A 15,993-nucleotide genomic window follows, 5' to 3' on the forward strand; every position below is an offset into this window, starting at 1 on the left:
CTCATTCGAGGAATTTGTCCTGCCGCCAGTCATAAGCGCGGTGGCGTTGCCAGGAGCGACTTATCGAGGACAGCGCCGGTGTTTCGCTCAGCGCCTCTCCTTCAACAGCGAGCTCCAAGGTTCCCGTGCGACGAAGGCTCGCCAATGTCACCAGGCGGGCGCCGGAGCGGCATTCTTCGAAATTCAACCTGACGGGCTCGACCACGATCTCGAAGAGGTCACAGGCCGCGCCGGCGAAGGCGGCTCTCGCAATGACGACCACGGTCACGCCGTCCATGACGCGTCCGGCGCAGAAACCGTTCTTCTCGCAGAGAAACCGGTCCAAGGGCAGCGCAGATTTCATGGCGCGCATCCTCTCCCGTACAGCGCCGGGATCGACCGGCGGCGCATCGCGGCCGGGCCGCGGCAGCGCGAGCAGGTCGGTGACCTCCGGCTTGACGATCTCATCCTTGCGGAGCGCGCGCCGCCATTGATCGACGATGAAGGCTTCCGGCTTCTGCTCGCTGACCGCAAGTCCATTCCCCGTCGTCAGGCCGAGCAGCCGACCGCCTTCATGGATGATCAGGCGCGGCGGCGATCTTCCCGGCAAGGCGGCCAGCGCCAGGCCGGCCGCGAGGCAGACCGCAAAGCCGATCATCCGCAGCCGGCTCCGCAACAGCGCCAGGATCAGAAGGCCGCCGACAGAACAGCCGAAAAACCAGCCCGGCAATCGCCCGGTCACCCAGTCGCCGCCCAGCGAGGCGGTCCAGTGCGCGACGCCGATGACCCAGCCGAGACCCCAGCCCATGATCTCCAGCGGCAGCCAATCGAGGCCGAGCGGCATCAGCAGCAGCGCCGCCAATCCGCACGGCATGACGACGAAGGAGATCACCGGCATGGCGAGCAGATTGGCCAGCAGTCCCCAGGCGGCGAGACGGTGGAAATGTTCGGCCGAGAACAGCGCCGTCGACAGCCCGCCGATCAGCGAGGTCGCGAAGACGGCGGCGAAGAAGCGCCAGACGGGCGCGATCGGGCGCAAGAGCGGCATGACCTCGACCAGAGGCGGTCCCTCGCCGCGCCGGGACCAACTGGCGTAGCCGACCACCAGCGCGATCGTCGCCGCGTAGGACATCTGGAAGCCCGGCCCCAGCACGGCGGAGGGCGTTACGGCGAGGATGATCATCGCCGACAGCGCCACATTGCGCAGGCTGATCGCACGACGTCCGGCGATCGCCGCGATCAGCATGATCGCCATCATCACATAGGCGCGTTCGGCGGACACGGCGAAGCCGGAGATCAGATAATAACCGGTCACGGTGATCAGCGCGCCCACGGCCGCGATGCGCTTCACGGGCCAGAGATGGGCGATCCGCTGCGACAGGCTGAGCGCCATGCGCATCCCGACGAAAAACAGGCCGGCGGCCAGCGCCATGTTCAATCCGGAAATCGCCACGATGTGGGCGAGTCCGGACAGTCGGAGCGCCTCGGCCGTCTCTTTCGAAATCGCCCGTCGGTCATCCGTCACCATCGACGCCGCAAAGGCGCCGGCGTCGCCCGGCAGCACCGAGCGGATCCGCGCGCTGATCGCCAGCCGCAACGGCTCGATCCAGCCGCGCGCCCGCGCGGACACATCGGTCTGGAAAGCCGATGTCGGCGGCTCCCAGGCGTTCGGCGCGCCATAGAAAAATCCTTGCGCGCCGACCCCTGAAAAATAGGCGTCGAAGGCGAAATCGTTCAGGCCGCGAAGAGCGGGGCCGGAGGGTGGCGTCAGCCGCGCCCTGCCCTCGATCCCTTCTCCGAGCCCGATCGGCATGCCGCGCCCGCCGGTCACCGCCACGATGTCGGGTGGACGCTTGAGCCGGGGCTCTTCGGTCTCCAGGAGGCGAATGCGGTAGCGCCATCGTCCGGTCCCGTCCGCTTCCCGCGTCTCCACCAGTCCACGGATCGTCGTCGTCACCGGACTGTCGAGCAGCACCGAGTGGACGCGCCGGCTCTCCCACTCGGCGGAGACCGCGCCCGCCGCCAGAAGAAGAGTTGACGCCGCCAGCCGTCTTAGGTCTGGTCGCCCGGCGCCCGCCAGCAGAGCCGCCGCCCCGGAGACGACCAGGAGCAAGACGACGGACGCCAGCGCCGGGGTCTCGCTGACTGAAAACCACCACGCCGCCCCCGCGCCGAACAGAACCGGCGCCCAGAGAAAGATGTGGCCGTAATCGGCTTCGTCGCGGAGGCCGAGGCGAATTCGATCGAGATGTCCGTGTCTTGCCGCCCAAGGGTCGACCGACGCCGCCGGCCTTTCCGGCGCAAGCTCTCCGGGCTTCGCGACCGCGCCCGGCAACAGGCGCGAGTCGACGTCGGGATCATCGGAGACGATCCATCGCGCCGCCTGTTTTTCCGCTTCGCCTGCTTGCGCCATCTCGCCGGCCCCCGGCAGAGATTGCAACTGATGTTTGCAAATTTCAACGTTAAAACGTCATGGCCGCAATTTGGTCAAACTTGAACGAAGTGTGAACCGATTTAATCCATTCTCACAAATATTTTCTTTGATTTCCGGGTTTTGCAGTGCCAAAACCTCAACTGCAACGCAGCAATACCTCTTTGGTATGGTTGGCTTTGCTCAAGAAATCAGATAGCAAAAGCGCGCATTCAAATTGTGGCGGCTTTGTGGCTGCATCCCTATCCTGAACGGAGGATATTATGGCTGATAAGAAAGCGGTTATTTCGCTCGACGGCAAACAGGTTGAGCTCAACGTGCGATCGGGATCGATCGGACCCGACGTCGTCGACATCGCGCCGCTCTACAAAGCTGCTAACGCCTTCACCTACGATCCCGGCTTTACCTCCACGGCGTCCTGCGAATCCAAGATCACCTATATCGACGGCGACGAGGGCGTGCTGCTGCATCGCGGCTACCCTATCGACCAGCTCGCCGAACAGGGCGATTTCCTCGAAGTCTGCTACCTCCTGCTCTACGGCGACCTGCCGACGGCGGCCCAGAAGAAGGATTTCGACAATCGCGTCACGCGCCACACCATGGTGCATGAGCAGATGAGCCGCTTCTTCACCGGCTATCGTCGCGACGCCCACCCGATGGCGGTCATGTGCGGCACGGTCGGCGCTCTCTCGGCCTTCTATCACGACTCCACCGACATCACCGATCCGCATCAGCGCATGGTCGCGTCGCTGCGCATGATCGCCAAGATGCCGACGATCGCCGCCATGGCCTACAAGTACCATATCGGCCAGCCTTTCGTGTATCCGAAGAACGATCTCGATTACGCCGCCAACTTCCTGCACATGTGCTTCGCCGTTCCCTGCGAGGAGTACAAGGTGAACCCGGTTCTGGCCCGCGCCATGGACCGCATCTTCATCCTGCACGCCGACCATGAGCAGAACGCATCGACCTCGACGGTTCGTCTGGCCGGCTCGTCGGGCGCCAACCCCTTCGCCTGCATCGCCGCCGGCATCGCCTGCCTCTGGGGCCCCGCCCATGGCGGCGCCAACGAAGCCGCGCTCAACATGCTGGCCGAGATCGGTTCCGTGGAGCGCATCCCGCAATATGTGGCCAAGGCCAAGGACAAGAACGATCCGTTCCGCCTGATGGGCTTCGGTCACCGCGTCTACAAGAACTACGACCCGCGCGCCAAGATCATGCAGAAGACCTGCCATGAAGTGCTCGGCGAACTCGGCGTCAAGGACGATCCGTTGCTCGAAGTGGCGATGGAGCTCGAGCGCATCGCGCTGTCGGACGAGTATTTCATCGAAAAGAAGCTCTACCCGAATATCGACTTCTATTCGGGCATCACGCTGAAGGCGATGGGCTTCCCCACCGAGATGTTCACCGTGCTGTTCGCGCTCGCCCGCACCGTCGGTTGGGTCGCACAGTGGAACGAAATGATCGAGGATCCGCAGCAGCGCATCGGTCGTCCGCGCCAGCTCTATGTCGGCGCGCCGCTCCGCGACTACGTGCCGGTCTCCAAGCGCTGAACTGGCGCTGCAGGATTGAAGCCAGCCGGGTCCTTCGGGACCCGGTTTTTTTATGTCCGGAAAGATCCCGCGCAAAACAAAAGCCCGCGCCGGCCAGATCGGCGGCGCGGGCTCGCTGTGGAAAGCGTGTTCAGGCTGAGATCAGAGATCGACGTCGAGGATCGCCATGGAGAAATTGTAGGACAGGTCGCCGTCCTCGTCGTCCTTGTAGACCACGCCCAGGAATTCATCGCCCATATAGACTTCGGCCGAGTCGTCCTTGCGCGGACGAGCCTTGACCGTGATCGCCGGGTTCAGGGTCTTCTTGAAATAGGCGTCGAGTTTCTTGAGTTCTTCAGCTTTCAAAGCTCTTGCTCCATATTCGCGATCGGATCGTCGCGCTTGTGCCACGCCATGGCGTGAGCCGCAAGCGAGACGGTCGCCTTGTCACGGCTTTATTCGAAACTGGTCAGCAGATGATCCATGGAGCGCGAGGGTTCCGAGCAGCCGGCTTCGCCGATCACCCGCGCCGGCACCCCGGCCACGGTTGTCTTCGGCGGAACGGGCTTCAGCACCACAGAACCCGCGGCGATGCGCGAGCAATGGCCGATCTGGATGTTGCCGAGCACCTTGGCGCCGGCCCCGATCAGGACGCCGTCGGAGACCTTGGGATGGCGGTCGCCGCTTTCCTTGCCGGTGCCGCCGAGCGTCACGCCCTGCAGGATCGAGACGTTGTCGCCGATGACGGCCGTTTCGCCGACCACGAGGCCGGTAGCGTGATCGAGGAAGAAACCCTTGCCGATCCGGGCTGCCGGATTGATGTCGGTCTGGAACACGCTGGAAGACCGGCTCTGCAGATAAAGCGCAAAATCCTTGCGGCCTTTCTTCATCAGCCAATGCGCCAGCCGATGGGTCTGGATGGCGTGGAAGCCCTTGAAATAGAGAACAGGCTCGATGAACCGCGTGCAGACCGGATCGCGGTCGTAATAGGCCTGGATGTCGACGCGAATGATGCGCGACCATTCCGGCCAATCCGTAAGCATTTCCTCGAAGGCGGCGCGCAACAGCACCGAAGGAATGTCGGCGTGATCCAATCGCTCGCTGATGCGGTAGATCACGCAATCTTCGAGCGTCTTGTGATTGATGATCGTCGAATAGAGAAACGTGCCGAGGACCGGATCATTCTCGGCCGCGAACCGCGCCTCCTGGCGCAGCGCGTCCCAGATCGGGTCCATGCTCTTGACCGAGTCGTTGGCTCGGAATTCGGATGTGGCGGCCACTTCAGGCTCTCCTTGAGCTTCCTCAATGCCAGCAATATAGGTCATCTCCGCGTCTATTGAAATGGGGGCCGGGTGGAATGGAATTGCAGTTTGCAGAGGGTAAAATCCGCCTCGGAATCGACGCCGGCGTGGCGCATCTGCGCATCGCCCAACCGGCCCGGCTCAACGCCCTGACCCTGGCCATGTGGCGGGCGGTTCCGGAGGCCTTCGCCTCGGCGGTTCACCGTGACGCCCGCGTGATCCTGCTCGCCGGCGAAGGCGCGCATTTCTCCGCCGGCGCCGATATTTCGGAGTTTGCCGACGTCAGGAAGGACGCGGAAAGCGCCCGTCGCTACGAGAACGTCAATGTCGCCGCCTTCGATGCGGTGCGTCAATCGCCGATCCCGGTCGTGGCGCTGATTTCTGGCGCCTGCCATGGCGGCGGCTTCGGCCTGGCAGCAGCCGCCGATCTTCGCTTGGCGACGGAAGACGCCCGTTTCTCCGTGCCGCCCGCGCGGCTCGGGCTCGCCTATCCGGCGTCGGCGATGCGCGACATCGCGCTCGCGCTGGGGCAGCAGCAGGCGCGGCGACTGCTGTTCACCGGACAAACCAACAGCGCCGCGGACATGCTGGCCGCAGGCTTTCTCCTCTCCGTCCATCCGGATCTCGCTGCGCTCGAGGCTGCGGCCGAATCGCTGGCCGAAAGCATCGTCGCCAATGCGCCCCTGTCGATCCGCGCCGCCAAACTGGCCTTGCGCGCGGCAGCGGAGGACGACGCCGGACTCGAGCGCGAGGCGGACGCTCTCGGCGCCTCCACGTTCGAGAGCGAGGATTACGCCGAAGGACGACGCGCCTTCGCGGAAAAACGCCGTCCCGTCTTCACCGGCCGTTGAGGCGGCGCCTCAGTGGTCGAGATCCCGATAGAAATCCAGCGCCGCCTGCTTGAACACACGGTCGCCGACGGCCAGCATGTGGTCGCGTCCGGGAATGTCGATGGCGCGGCCGTCGGGCAGGAGCGAGGCGAGCCTGTGCGGATCGCCGGCGATGTCGTCCTTCGTGCCGACCGCGATCAGCACCGGCTGGAGAAGGCGGGCCACCTCCGCTTCCGTGACCAGCACGCGGTTGGACGAGATGCAGGCGGCAAGCGCGACGCGGTCGCTGCCGGTCTTGTCGGCGAAGGCGCGGAACATCCGGCCGCGTTCATGGGTGACGTCGTCGAGCGAGGGCGCAAGCAGGGCCTCCGCGATCGGATCCCAGTCTCCGACGCCCTCGACGAGACCGTAGCCGAGCCCGCCCCAGACCAGCGACCGCACCCGTTCGGGATGGTTGAGCGCCAGGAAACTCGAAATCCGCGCGCCCATCGAGTACCCCATCACATCGGCTTCGGGAATTTCGAGATGATCGAGCAGCGCCGCCGAATCGTCCGCCATCAAGGTCGGATGATAGGCGGCGGGATCATGCGGCTTGGCGCTGGCGCCATGGCCGCGATTGTCGATGGCGATCACCCGCCTGCCGGCCTTGAGAAGCGTTTGAACCCACCCGGGATGAACCCAATTGACCAGCGCCGAGGAGGCGAAACCGTGGATCAGCAGCACGGGCGCCGCGTCGCGGGGACCGACATCGAAATAGGCGAAGTCCAGATCGGAGTGACGGAAGCGGGAGAAATCGGGAATGGTCTGGTGCATGACGGGCTTTGTCTCGGCTTGAATTTTATGCCCCTTCGGGCCTGTTGCGGCTTTTTGACCCTACACATTTGCCGTCCGAACGTTTATGTTGCAGCACGACATAAAATTGCCTTCGGAGACATGCATGGCTGGGCACAGCATTCCGCACTTCCAGAATGACGGCGGATACAAGACGATCAATATCGGGGTCAAGGAATTCATGTGCACCGGCGCGTCCGCGCCGTATGACCATCCGCATATCTTCATCGACATGGGCGACGAGAACGAGAAGATCTGTCCCTATTGCTCGACCATGTATCGCTACGACCCGTCGCTCAAGGCCAACCAGTCCAATCCGGCCGGTTGCGTCTATATCGAGCGCGCTGCGTAACGCTTTATCGCGTCCGCTTCTGGGATGCGAAGACAGGATCATCAGAAACAATGAAAACCGTCGCTATCGTCGGCGCCGGCATCGCTGGACTTGTGAGCGCCCTCGCCTTCGCGCGTAAGGGCGTCTCTTCCGTGGTTGTCGAAAAAGCCTCCCGTCTTCAGGAAGTCGGCGCCGGGCTCCAGCTCTCCCCCAACGCCACTTACATTCTCGGCCAACTCGGCCTCGAAGAAAAATTGCGCCCGGTCTGGCGCGAGCCAGACAATATCTGTCTGGTGTCCGGCTCGACGCTCGCGCCGCTCACCGCGATTTCGGCCAAGCAGCTGGCCGCCAGCCGATGGGGCTCGCCCTATGCCGCCATTCACCGCGCGACGCTGCAGAAAATGCTGCTCGAGGCGGTGGAAAGCGAGCCTTTGGTGGATCTGCGCCTGTCGGCGGGCTACGACACGCCCGAGACGCTGGCTCGGGCCTTGGGCGGCGCCCCGATCTGACCATCGGCGCCGATGGCGTCTGGTCGCGATTTCGCGCCGCGATTCCCGCCGCCGGCAAGCCGGAATTTTCCGGCATGGTCGCCTGGCGCTTCATCATTCCGGAAAAGGACGCGCCGTCCTTTCTCAATCCGCGCAACGTGACCGCCTTCGTCGGCCCGCGCGCCCATATCGTCGCCTATCCGCTGCGCGACGCCGGCGCTTTCAACGTCGTCGCCCTGTCGAGCGGCGCAAATCCGGGCGAGACCTGGGCCGCCGACTGCAATCCCACCCATCGCAACGAAATGACGACGCAATTCGCCGGATGGCACAGGGATATCCGGACGCTGCTTTCCTATGCGCCGAAACCCACCTGGTGGCCGCTGTTCGGGGTCTCCGACGGCCGCTGGACCGATGGCCAGGACAAGGTGCTGATCGGCGACGCCGCGCATGCGATGACGCCCTTTGCGGCGCAAGGCGCGGCGATGGCGATCGAGGACGCCTATGAACTGGCGGGCGTCGCCTCGGCGAATGTCGACCTCGCCGACGCGCTCGCCTTCTTCGAACGCAGCCGGCAGGCGCGCGTCGCGCGCGTCCGGTCGCGCGGGGCCTTCAACAAATTCGCCTATCACGCCCGCGGTCCGGTCCGCGTCGCCCGCGACATGGTGCTGAGACTGCGCAAGCCGGAAAGCGTGGCCGCCGATCTCGACTGGCTCTACGGGTACAAGGCGCCGGGCTGATCGCCCGGCTCCCGCTCATTCAGAGACCTGAAGCGGCGCGGAAGCCGTTCTCCAGATCGCGCTGGAGATCGGCGACATCCTCGAGGCCGATCTGCAGGCGGATGAGCGCGCCTCCATCCGGCGCCTTGCGGATCTTGCGATCGCCGAGATTGACCGGCACCGCCAGGCTCTCATACCCGCCCCAGGAATAGCCCAGGCCGAACAGTTTCAGCGTGTCGAGAAAGGCGTGCGCCCTCTCCCGGGCCTTGGTCGCCTCGGACTTCAGCACGAAGGAAAACACCCCGGACGCGCCCTTGAAATCCCGCTTCCAGATGGCGTGACCCGGAAAGCTCGGCAGCGCCGGATGCAGCACGGAGGCGACGTCGTCGCGCGCCTCCAGCCATTGCGCGACTTTCAGGGCGCTTTCCTGGTGACGCTCCAGCCTGACGCCCATGGTGCGAAGGCCGCGCAGGATCTGATAGGCGTCGTCGCCGCCGACGCAGAGCCCCATCACCATGTTCATCTCGTCGATCGCCGGCCACCATTGGTCATTGGCCGACACCGTGCCCATCAGCACGTCGGAATGACCGGACGGATATTTGGTGGCGGCGTGGATGGAAATGTCGACCCCGAAATCCAGCGGCTTGAAATAAAGCGGCGTCGCCCAGGTGTTGTCCATCGACACGATGGCGCCCGCGGCATGGGCGGCATCGGCGATGACGCGCACATCCTGCATCTCGAATGTGTTGGAGCCGGGCGCCTCGAGATGAACCAGACGCGTATTGGGGCGGATCAGGTCGGATATGCCGGCGCCGATCTCGGGATCGTAATATTCCGTCTCGACGCCCATGCGCGCCAGAATGGTCCCGCAGAAGCGCCGCGTCGGGAAATAGACGGAATCGACCACGAGGATGTGATCGCCGGGCCTGAGCACGGCGAGGAACGGCACCGTGATCGCCGCGAGACCGGACGGCAACAGGATCGTGCCGGCCGACCCCTCGAGCTCGTTCAACGCCGCGCAGAGGGCGTCCGTCGTCGGCGTGCCATGGGTGCCGTAGGTATAAGGCTGGCCGCTGGTCTCCAGCGTCCTGGCGTCGGGAAACAGCACGGTGGAGGCGTGAACGACGGGCGGATTGACGAATCCGTGATAATCGCGCGGGCTGTAACCCTGATGGGCGAGCCGCGTATTGACGCCCAATTCATCCTCGCCGACGTTCTTGACCATGCTCTTTCTCCATCACTGTCAAAGCCGGATTTCCACAGGCCGGGCTTTTCGGTCAAGCACGGCGCCTCGTCTTTTCGCGGCTTATTTCCATACCAGCCAGAAAACGCAAAAAAATTCGCCTTTTGGCCTCTTTTTTAGGTCCGGATCTGCACATTTTTCCGCAAACTCGGAGGTTCTGGCACAAATATACGCAAAAGCCTCGGCAACACTTGACTAACGCAGCGTTTACGATTGTCTTAGAGCGACGTCCACCGGAAAGGGAAACCGATGGACGACCGTTTTCGCCCTGGCGAGAAACGGCGGGGAAACAACAAACAAGAAGGTACGTAACATGACGAAACAGCTTTTGACCGGCGTCCTCGGAGCAGCGATCGTGGCGCTCGGCGCCGCCGCTTCTCAGGCGGGAACGCTCGATGACGTCAAAGCCAAGGGCTTCGTCCAGTGCGGCGTCAACGCCAACTTGGCCGGCTTCGGCTCGCAGGACGCCAGCGGCAATTTCACCGGCTTCGACGTCGATTATTGCCGCGGCATCGCCGCCGCCGTGTTCGGCGACGCCACCAAGGTGAAGTTCACCGCCCTGTCCGCGAAGGACCGCTTCCCGGCCCTGCAGTCCGGCGAAATCGACGTGCTGGCCCGCAACACCACCTGGACCGCCAGCCGTGACTCGCAGTTGGGCTTCGACTTCCGCGCCGTCAATTATTACGACGGCCAGGGCTTCATGGTGCGCAAGGACATCGGCGTGAAGAGCGCGCTGGAACTGTCCGGCGCCGCCGTCTGCGTCCAGTCCGGCACCACCACCGAACTCAACCTCGCCGACTATTTCCGCGCCAACAAGCTGGAATACAAGCCGGTGGTGTTCGAGAAGCAGGAAGAAGTCGACGCCGCCTATAACGCCGGCCGTTGCGACGTCTACACCACCGACCAGTCGGGCCTGTATTCGATCCGCCTGTCGCTCGCCAACCCGGCCGATCACGTCATCCTTCCGGAAATCATTTCCAAGGAGCCGCTCGGCCCGGCCGTGCGCCAGAACGACTCCAAGTGGTTCGACGTCGTCTCCTACGTCCACTTCGCCATGGTCACCGGCGAGGAATTCGGCATTACCCAGGCCAATCTCGACGAGATGACGAAGTCCACCAATCCGGACATCAAGCGCTTCCTCGGCGAAGAAAAGACCAGACGATCGGCAAGGATCTGGGTCTCGACGAGAAGTGGGCCTACAACGTGCTCAAGGCCGTCGGCAATTACGGCGAATCCTTCGAGCGCAATGTCGGCCAGGGCTCCAACCTCAAGATCGCGCGCGGCCTGAACGCCCTGTGGTCGAAGGGCGGCCTGCAATACGCTCCGCCGATCCGCTAAACCGATGCTCCGGGAGGCGCGCCGCCTCCCGATTTCGCCTAGAACATATCTGAATAAGCTCTCTTAAGAGAGCGGCGAAAAACGGGGAAAATGCATGGCAGCAGACGCCGCAACGCGCGTCGCGGACGACCGTCCGTCGCAATCACTTTTATATAACCCGGAAGTCCGCGGTTACGTCTATCAGGCGGTGACGGTGATCGTCGTCATCGCTTTCATCTACACCGCCGTCACCAACGCGGCGGAAAACCTGGCTCGCGCCAATATGACGGCGGGCTTCGACTTTCTCGGCAACCGCGCCGGCTTCGACGTCGGACAGAGCCTGATCGCCTACACCAGCGATTCCACCTATTTCCGCGCTCTGCTCGTCGGCCTGGTCAATACGCTTGTCGTCGCCTTTTTGGCATAATTACGGCGTCGATCCTCGGCCTGCTGGTCGGTGTCGGCCGGTTGTCCCACAACTGGTTGATCGCTCGGCTCTGCACGGTTTACGTCGAGTTTTTCCGCAATATTCCGCCGCTGCTGGTCATCTTCTTCTGGTACAAGCTGGTTCTCGACATTCTGCCCGGGGTGAAGGAATCGTTCGAACTGCCGTTTTCGGTCTATCTCAACAATCGCGGCGTCTTCATGCCCGCGCCGATGTTCGGGGATGGTTCGAGCCTGATCATCGTCGCGCTTTTGCTCGGCATAGCGCTGGCCTTCGGCTTCAGCCGCTGGGCCAATGCGAAGCAGATGGCGACGGGCAAGCAATATCCCACCATCACCATCGGTCTGGCCTCGGTGATCGGCCTGCCCCTGCTGGCCTTTATCGCGCTCGGCGCGCCGCTGAGCTTCGATACGCCGGTGCTCGGCAAGTTCAATCTGAACGGCGGCATGGTGGTCGGCCCGGAATTTCTGTCGCTCTATCTGGCGCTGTCCTTCTACACGGCGTCCTTCATCGCCGAGATCGTCCGTGCCGGCATTCGCGGCGTGCCGAAGGGTCAGAGCGAGGCGGCGGAGGCCCTCGGCATCCGCCATGGCCTGACGACGCGGCTGGTCGTCCTGCCGCAAGCGCTCAGGATCATCATTCCGCCGCTCACCTCGCAATATCTCAACCTCACCAAGAACTCGTCGCTCGCCATCGCCGTCGGTTACGCCGATCTCGTGGCGGTGGGCGGAACGATCCTCAACCAGTCGGGCCGTTCGATCGAGATCATCGCGATCTGGATGGTGATGTATGTGTCGATCAGTCTGATCACCTCGCTGTTCATGAACTGGTTCAACGCGAAGATGGCATTGGTGGAGCGCTGAGATGGCAAACGATTACGCTTACGTCCGCCAGACGTTCCTCACGCCGGACAAGCCGCCTGCGGGCGAGGCGACGTCAGCCGGCTGGGTGCGCCGCAACCTGTTTGCGACGCCGTTGGATTCGCTTTTGACCGTCGCTTTCGGCGCGCTCGTCGTCTGGTTCCTCTATCACGCGGTCAACTGGCTGGTGATCCAGGCGGTATGGACCGGATCGGACCGCACCGTCTGCGCCACGCCCGCCCAGGGCGGCATCCAGCCCGAAGGCTGGTCCGGCGCCTGCTGGGCCTATGTCGGCAACTACTTCACGCAGTTCATGGTCGGATCCTATCCGCGCGACCTGCTGTGGCGGCCGATCCTGGTCGCCATCCTGTTCGTCGGCCTGCTGGTTCCGTTCCTGATCCCGAAGGTTCCTTTCAAGGGCTGGAACGCGATCGCGCTGCTCGTCGTGCTGCCGATCGTCGCCTATGTGCTGCTGCTCGGCGGCTGGTTCGGCCTGACCCATGTCGAAACGGCCCGCTGGGGCGGCCTGATGGTCACGCTGATCCTGTCCTTCGTCGGCATCGTCGTGTCGCTGCCGGTCGGCATCCTCCTGGCGCTCGGTCGTCGTTCGACGCTGCCGATCGTCAAGGGCTTCTGCGTCGCCTTCATCGAACTGATCCGCGGCGTGCCGCTGATCACCGTCCTGTTCATGGCCAGCGTGCTGCTGCCGCTGTTCCTCGAGCCGGGCGATACTCCGATGGACAAGTTCCTGCGCGCCCTGATCGGCGTGTCGATCTTCGCCTCGGCCTATATGGCGGAAGTCATCCGCGGCGGCTTGCAGGCCATTCCGAAGGGACAGTATGAAGGCGCGGATTCGCTGGGGCTGAACTATTTCCAGAAGATCACCTTCATCATCATGCCGCAGGCGATCAAGCTGGTCATTCCCGGCATCGTCAACACCTTCATCGGCATGTTCAAGGACACGTCGCTGGTGTCGATCATCAATATGTTCGACCTGCTCGGCGTGGTGAAGAACAGTTTCGGCGACACGACCTGGCTGACGCCGGTGACGCCGCTCACGGGCCTGATCTTCGCCGGCTTCGTGTTCTGGCTGTTCTGCTTCGGCATGTCGCGTTATTCCAGTTTCATCGAGCGCCGTCTCGATACTGGGCACAAGAGATAAAGGGGAAAACACAATGGCAACCGACGCCGCACAGAAACTGAACGTGTCCTCGACCGATGTCGCCGTCGAACTGATCGGCATGAACAAGTGGTATGGCGAATTCCACGTTCTCCGCGACATCAACCTCAAGGTCATGAAGGGCGAGCGCATCGTCATCGCCGGTCCCTCCGGCTCCGGCAAATCGACGATGATCCGCTGCATCAACCGTCTGGAGGAGCACCAGAAGGGCACCATCGTCGTCGACGGCATCGAACTGACCAACGACCTCAAGCGCATCGACGAAGTGCGCCGCGAAGTCGGCATGGTTTTCCAGCACTTCAACCTGTTCCCGCATCTGACGATCCTGGAAAACTGCACGCTCGCGCCGATCTGGGTGCGCAAGATGCCCAAGAAGCAGGCCGAGGAAGTGGCCATGCATTTCCTCACCCGCGTCAAGATCCCCGATCAGGCGCATAAATATCCGGGCCAGCTGTCGGGCGGCCAGCAACAGCGCGTCGCCATTGCGCGGGCGCTGTGCATGAAGCCCAAGATCATGCTGTTCGACGAGCCGACCTCGGCGCTCGATCCGGAAATGGTCAAGGAAGTGCTCGACACCATGGTCGGCCTCGCTGAAGAGGGCATGACCATGCTCTGCGTCACCCATGAAATGGGCTTCGCCCGCCAGGTCGCCAACCGGGTGATCTTCATGGACCAGGGCCAGATCGTCGAGCAGAACGAGCCGGGCGCCTTCTTCGACAATCCGCAGCATGAGCGCACCAAGCTGTTCCTGAGCCAGATCCTGCACTGAACAGCCGACGATAGTCTCGGAGAGCCGGCGATCAGCCGGCTCTTTTCGTTTGTAGAGCCCGTATTGCGGATGAATAAGATTCGTCCCGTTTCAGCCTCGGATATTTAACCTCGTCCATTAGCGCGATCGCAAATACCCTGTGTCACTCTCCGAAATCATCGCGGCAGGCCAGCGCCGTCATAAGGGGATAACAAGATGACAGGGACAGCAAAGACCATTACTGCGGTTTCCGCGACGGGCAATTCCATGATCGACGGCGTGCTCTACGGCTATGCTTGGAGCGGCGCGATCACCTACGCCTTTCCCACCAAGGCGGCCGACTATAGCTACACGACCGAATCGAGCCGGAACTTCGCCGCAGCGACCACGCAGCAGAAGAACGCCGCGCTCTTCGCCGTCGAACAGTCTTTCGGAACGGCGGCCAATGACGGCTTTTCGATCGAAGGCTTCACCAACGCGACCTTCTCTTCGGCGGCGACCACCTCGGCCACGCTGCGTTTCGCCCAGTCGGACGCTCCATCGACCGCCTACGCCTATATGCCCGGCAACTACGCCCAGGCCGGCGACATGTGGTTCGGACGCAATTACGACTACACCAATGCGCAGGCCGGAAATTACGCCTGGCACACCGTGCTGCACGAGATCGGCCATGCGCTGGGCCTCAAGCACGGCCATGAGTCTGAAGGCAATTTCGCCGCCCTGCCCGCAGACTACGATTCGCTCGAATACAGCGTGATGACCTACCGCACCTATACCGGCGGCGATACAAGCGGCTACACATATTCGCAGTGGTCGGCGCCGCAGACCTATATGATGGCGGATATCGCGGCGCTGCAGAAGATGTATGGCGCCGACTATACGACCAACAAGACGAATACGACCTACAAATGGTCGGCGGCGGACGGCGACACCTATGTCAACGGCAAAGTCGGCGTCGACGCCGGCGGGTCGCAGATCTTCGCCACCATCTGGGACGGCGGCGGCACGGATACCTATGACCTCAAGTCCTACACGACCAGTCTGTCGATCGACCTGCGCGCCGGCGGTCATTCGACGTTCAATTCGTCGCAGCTGGCGAGCCTCGGCAATGGCCATTCCGCCAGCGGCAACATCTACAACGCGCTGATGTTCAACAACAACACCGCGTCGCTGATCGAGAACGCCATCGGCGGATCCGGCGCCGACACCATCTATGGCAACGAAGCCAAGAATGTGCTGACCGGCAATGACGGCAACGACACGCTCTACGGCCTCACCGGCGATGACCAGCTGCTCGGCGGCAATGGCGACGACCGGCTCTATCTGGGCGACGGCGCCAATCGCGCCGATGGCGGCGCAGGCAACGACACCATCGCGTCCGACGGCGGCAAGGACAATCTGGTCGGCGGGACCGGCAACGACACGATCTCTTCCGGCGCCGGCATCGATATCGTCAATGGCGGAACCGGAACGGACCGGATCGACGGCGGCGTCGACGCCGACACGCTGACGGGCGGAACCGATGCCGACACTTTCGTCTTCGAAGACAATGACGGCCTCGACAGGATCACCGATTTCCAAAACGGCTTCGACAAGCTGGAGCTCGACGGTTTCTCATACGGCTCGACGTCCCAGGTCGTCGCCTTGGCCAAACAGGTCGGGTCCAACGTGGTGTTGACCATCGATACCGACCAGACCGTCACGCTCGCCAACATCAAGCTCGCCGTCATCGATGCAAGCGACTTTCTGCTGGTGGCCTGA

13 protein-coding genes and 2 pseudogenes are annotated in these 15,993 nt (G+C 63.0%); 10 read left to right on the forward strand and 5 right to left on the reverse strand.

Annotated elements, in window-relative coordinates:
• Position 1: 1 nt before the first annotated feature.
• Positions 2-2,392: a ComEC/Rec2 family competence protein gene (locus H2O14_RS02435; protein WP_210275396.1), complete on the reverse strand. Its 2,391-nt coding sequence runs from the start codon at positions 2,390-2,392 to the stop codon at positions 2-4.
• Positions 2,393-2,673: 281 nt separating this feature from the next.
• On the opposite strand from H2O14_RS02435, the gene gltA reads away from it, so the two are divergent.
• Positions 2,674-3,963, forward strand: a complete 1,290-nt coding sequence (gene gltA / locus H2O14_RS02440) for a citrate synthase (RefSeq protein WP_182826385.1) — start codon at positions 2,674-2,676, stop codon at positions 3,961-3,963.
• A 141-nt stretch (positions 3,964-4,104) separates the two neighbouring features.
• Here the strand turns inward: gltA and H2O14_RS02445 are convergent, their stop codons facing one another.
• Both H2O14_RS02445 and cysE read right to left on the reverse strand, forming a co-directional pair.
• Positions 4,105-4,308: a DUF3126 family protein gene (locus tag H2O14_RS02445; protein ID WP_182826386.1), complete on the reverse strand. Its 204-nt coding sequence runs from the start codon at positions 4,306-4,308 to the stop codon at positions 4,105-4,107.
• Positions 4,309-4,397: 89 nt separating this feature from the next.
• Complete coding sequence (gene cysE, locus H2O14_RS02450; RefSeq protein WP_246697507.1) at positions 4,398-5,177, reverse strand: serine O-acetyltransferase; 780 nt, start codon at positions 5,175-5,177, stop codon at positions 4,398-4,400.
• Between the two features lie 122 nt (positions 5,178-5,299).
• Between cysE and H2O14_RS02455 the strand changes: the two genes are divergently transcribed.
• Positions 5,300-6,094 (forward strand): enoyl-CoA hydratase-related protein, encoded by a 795-nt coding sequence (locus H2O14_RS02455; protein ID WP_182826388.1) that lies wholly within the window; start codon positions 5,300-5,302, stop codon positions 6,092-6,094.
• Positions 6,095-6,103: 9 nt separating this feature from the next.
• Here the strand turns inward: H2O14_RS02455 and H2O14_RS02460 are convergent, their stop codons facing one another.
• A complete protein-coding gene (locus H2O14_RS02460) occupies positions 6,104-6,886 on the reverse strand; it encodes an alpha/beta fold hydrolase (protein ID WP_182826389.1) in 783 nt (260 codons plus the stop codon).
• A gap of 124 nt (positions 6,887-7,010) precedes the next feature.
• On the opposite strand from H2O14_RS02460, the gene H2O14_RS02465 reads away from it, so the two are divergent.
• From H2O14_RS02465 to H2O14_RS28720, 3 genes are read left to right on the forward strand one after another with little or no spacing between them, the layout of a single operon-like run.
• Positions 7,011-7,256 (forward strand): zinc-finger domain-containing protein, encoded by a 246-nt coding sequence (locus H2O14_RS02465; protein ID WP_182826390.1) that lies wholly within the window; start codon positions 7,011-7,013, stop codon positions 7,254-7,256.
• A 50-nt stretch (positions 7,257-7,306) separates the two neighbouring features.
• The gene (locus tag H2O14_RS28715) at positions 7,307-7,744 is read left to right on the forward strand and encodes an FAD-dependent monooxygenase (protein ID WP_312858537.1); all 438 of its coding nucleotides are present in this window, start codon (positions 7,307-7,309) and stop codon (positions 7,742-7,744) included.
• Positions 7,745-7,785: 41 nt separating this feature from the next.
• On the forward strand, positions 7,786-8,460 hold the full coding sequence (locus tag H2O14_RS28720; protein WP_312858652.1) for an FAD-dependent monooxygenase: 675 nt from the start codon (positions 7,786-7,788) through the stop codon (positions 8,458-8,460).
• 19 nt (positions 8,461-8,479) lie between these two features.
• Here H2O14_RS28720 and H2O14_RS02475 read toward each other — a convergent pair whose 3' ends face one another.
• Positions 8,480-9,664 (reverse strand): cystathionine beta-lyase, encoded by a 1,185-nt coding sequence (locus H2O14_RS02475; RefSeq protein ID WP_182826391.1) that lies wholly within the window; start codon positions 9,662-9,664, stop codon positions 8,480-8,482.
• Between the two features lie 331 nt (positions 9,665-9,995).
• Here H2O14_RS02475 and H2O14_RS02480 point away from each other — a divergent pair.
• The 5 genes and pseudogenes from H2O14_RS02480 to H2O14_RS02500 all read left to right on the forward strand — a co-directional run bounded on the left by H2O14_RS02480 (position 9,996) and on the right by H2O14_RS02500 (position 15,993).
• A pseudogene (locus H2O14_RS02480) lies at positions 9,996-11,020 on the forward strand (amino acid ABC transporter substrate-binding protein).
• A gap of 94 nt (positions 11,021-11,114) precedes the next feature.
• A pseudogene (locus H2O14_RS02485) lies at positions 11,115-12,307 on the forward strand (amino acid ABC transporter permease).
• 1 nt (position 12,308) lies between these two features.
• Positions 12,309-13,466, forward strand: coding sequence for an amino acid ABC transporter permease (locus tag H2O14_RS02490; RefSeq protein ID WP_182826392.1), 1,158 nt, complete (start codon positions 12,309-12,311; stop codon positions 13,464-13,466).
• A 13-nt stretch (positions 13,467-13,479) separates the two neighbouring features.
• Entirely contained in the window at positions 13,480-14,253 is a 774-nt protein-coding gene (locus H2O14_RS02495) for an amino acid ABC transporter ATP-binding protein (RefSeq protein WP_182826393.1), read from the forward strand.
• Between the two features lie 195 nt (positions 14,254-14,448).
• Positions 14,449-15,993, forward strand: a complete 1,545-nt coding sequence (locus H2O14_RS02500; RefSeq protein WP_182826394.1) for a M10 family metallopeptidase — start codon at positions 14,449-14,451, stop codon at positions 15,991-15,993.

Source organism: Rhizobium sp. G21, assembly GCF_014158035.1.
In the GTDB taxonomy this organism is placed as follows: Bacteria; Pseudomonadota; Alphaproteobacteria; order Rhizobiales; family Rhizobiaceae; genus Rhizobium_E.

Coding starts and splice junctions, on each gene's coding strand:
- H2O14_RS28715 (WP_312858537.1), top strand. CDS start 7,307: ATGAAAACCGTCGCTATCGTCGGCGCCGGCATCGCTGGACTTGTGAGC.
- H2O14_RS02455 (WP_182826388.1), top strand. CDS start 5,300: ATGGAATTGCAGTTTGCAGAGGGTAAAATCCGCCTCGGAATCGACGCC.
- cysE (WP_246697507.1), bottom strand. CDS start 5,177: ATGGACCCGATCTGGGACGCGCTGCGCCAGGAGGCGCGGTTCGCGGCC.
- H2O14_RS02490 (WP_182826392.1), top strand. CDS start 12,309: ATGGCAAACGATTACGCTTACGTCCGCCAGACGTTCCTCACGCCGGAC.
- H2O14_RS02465 (WP_182826390.1), top strand. CDS start 7,011: ATGGCTGGGCACAGCATTCCGCACTTCCAGAATGACGGCGGATACAAG.
- H2O14_RS02495 (WP_182826393.1), top strand. CDS start 13,480: ATGGCAACCGACGCCGCACAGAAACTGAACGTGTCCTCGACCGATGTC.
- H2O14_RS02500 (WP_182826394.1), top strand. CDS start 14,449: ATGACAGGGACAGCAAAGACCATTACTGCGGTTTCCGCGACGGGCAAT.
- H2O14_RS02460 (WP_182826389.1), bottom strand. CDS start 6,886: ATGCACCAGACCATTCCCGATTTCTCCCGCTTCCGTCACTCCGATCTG.
- H2O14_RS02475 (WP_182826391.1), bottom strand. CDS start 9,664: ATGGTCAAGAACGTCGGCGAGGATGAATTGGGCGTCAATACGCGGCTC.
- gltA (WP_182826385.1), top strand. CDS start 2,674: ATGGCTGATAAGAAAGCGGTTATTTCGCTCGACGGCAAACAGGTTGAG.
- H2O14_RS02435 (WP_210275396.1), bottom strand. CDS start 2,392: ATGGCGCAAGCAGGCGAAGCGGAAAAACAGGCGGCGCGATGGATCGTC.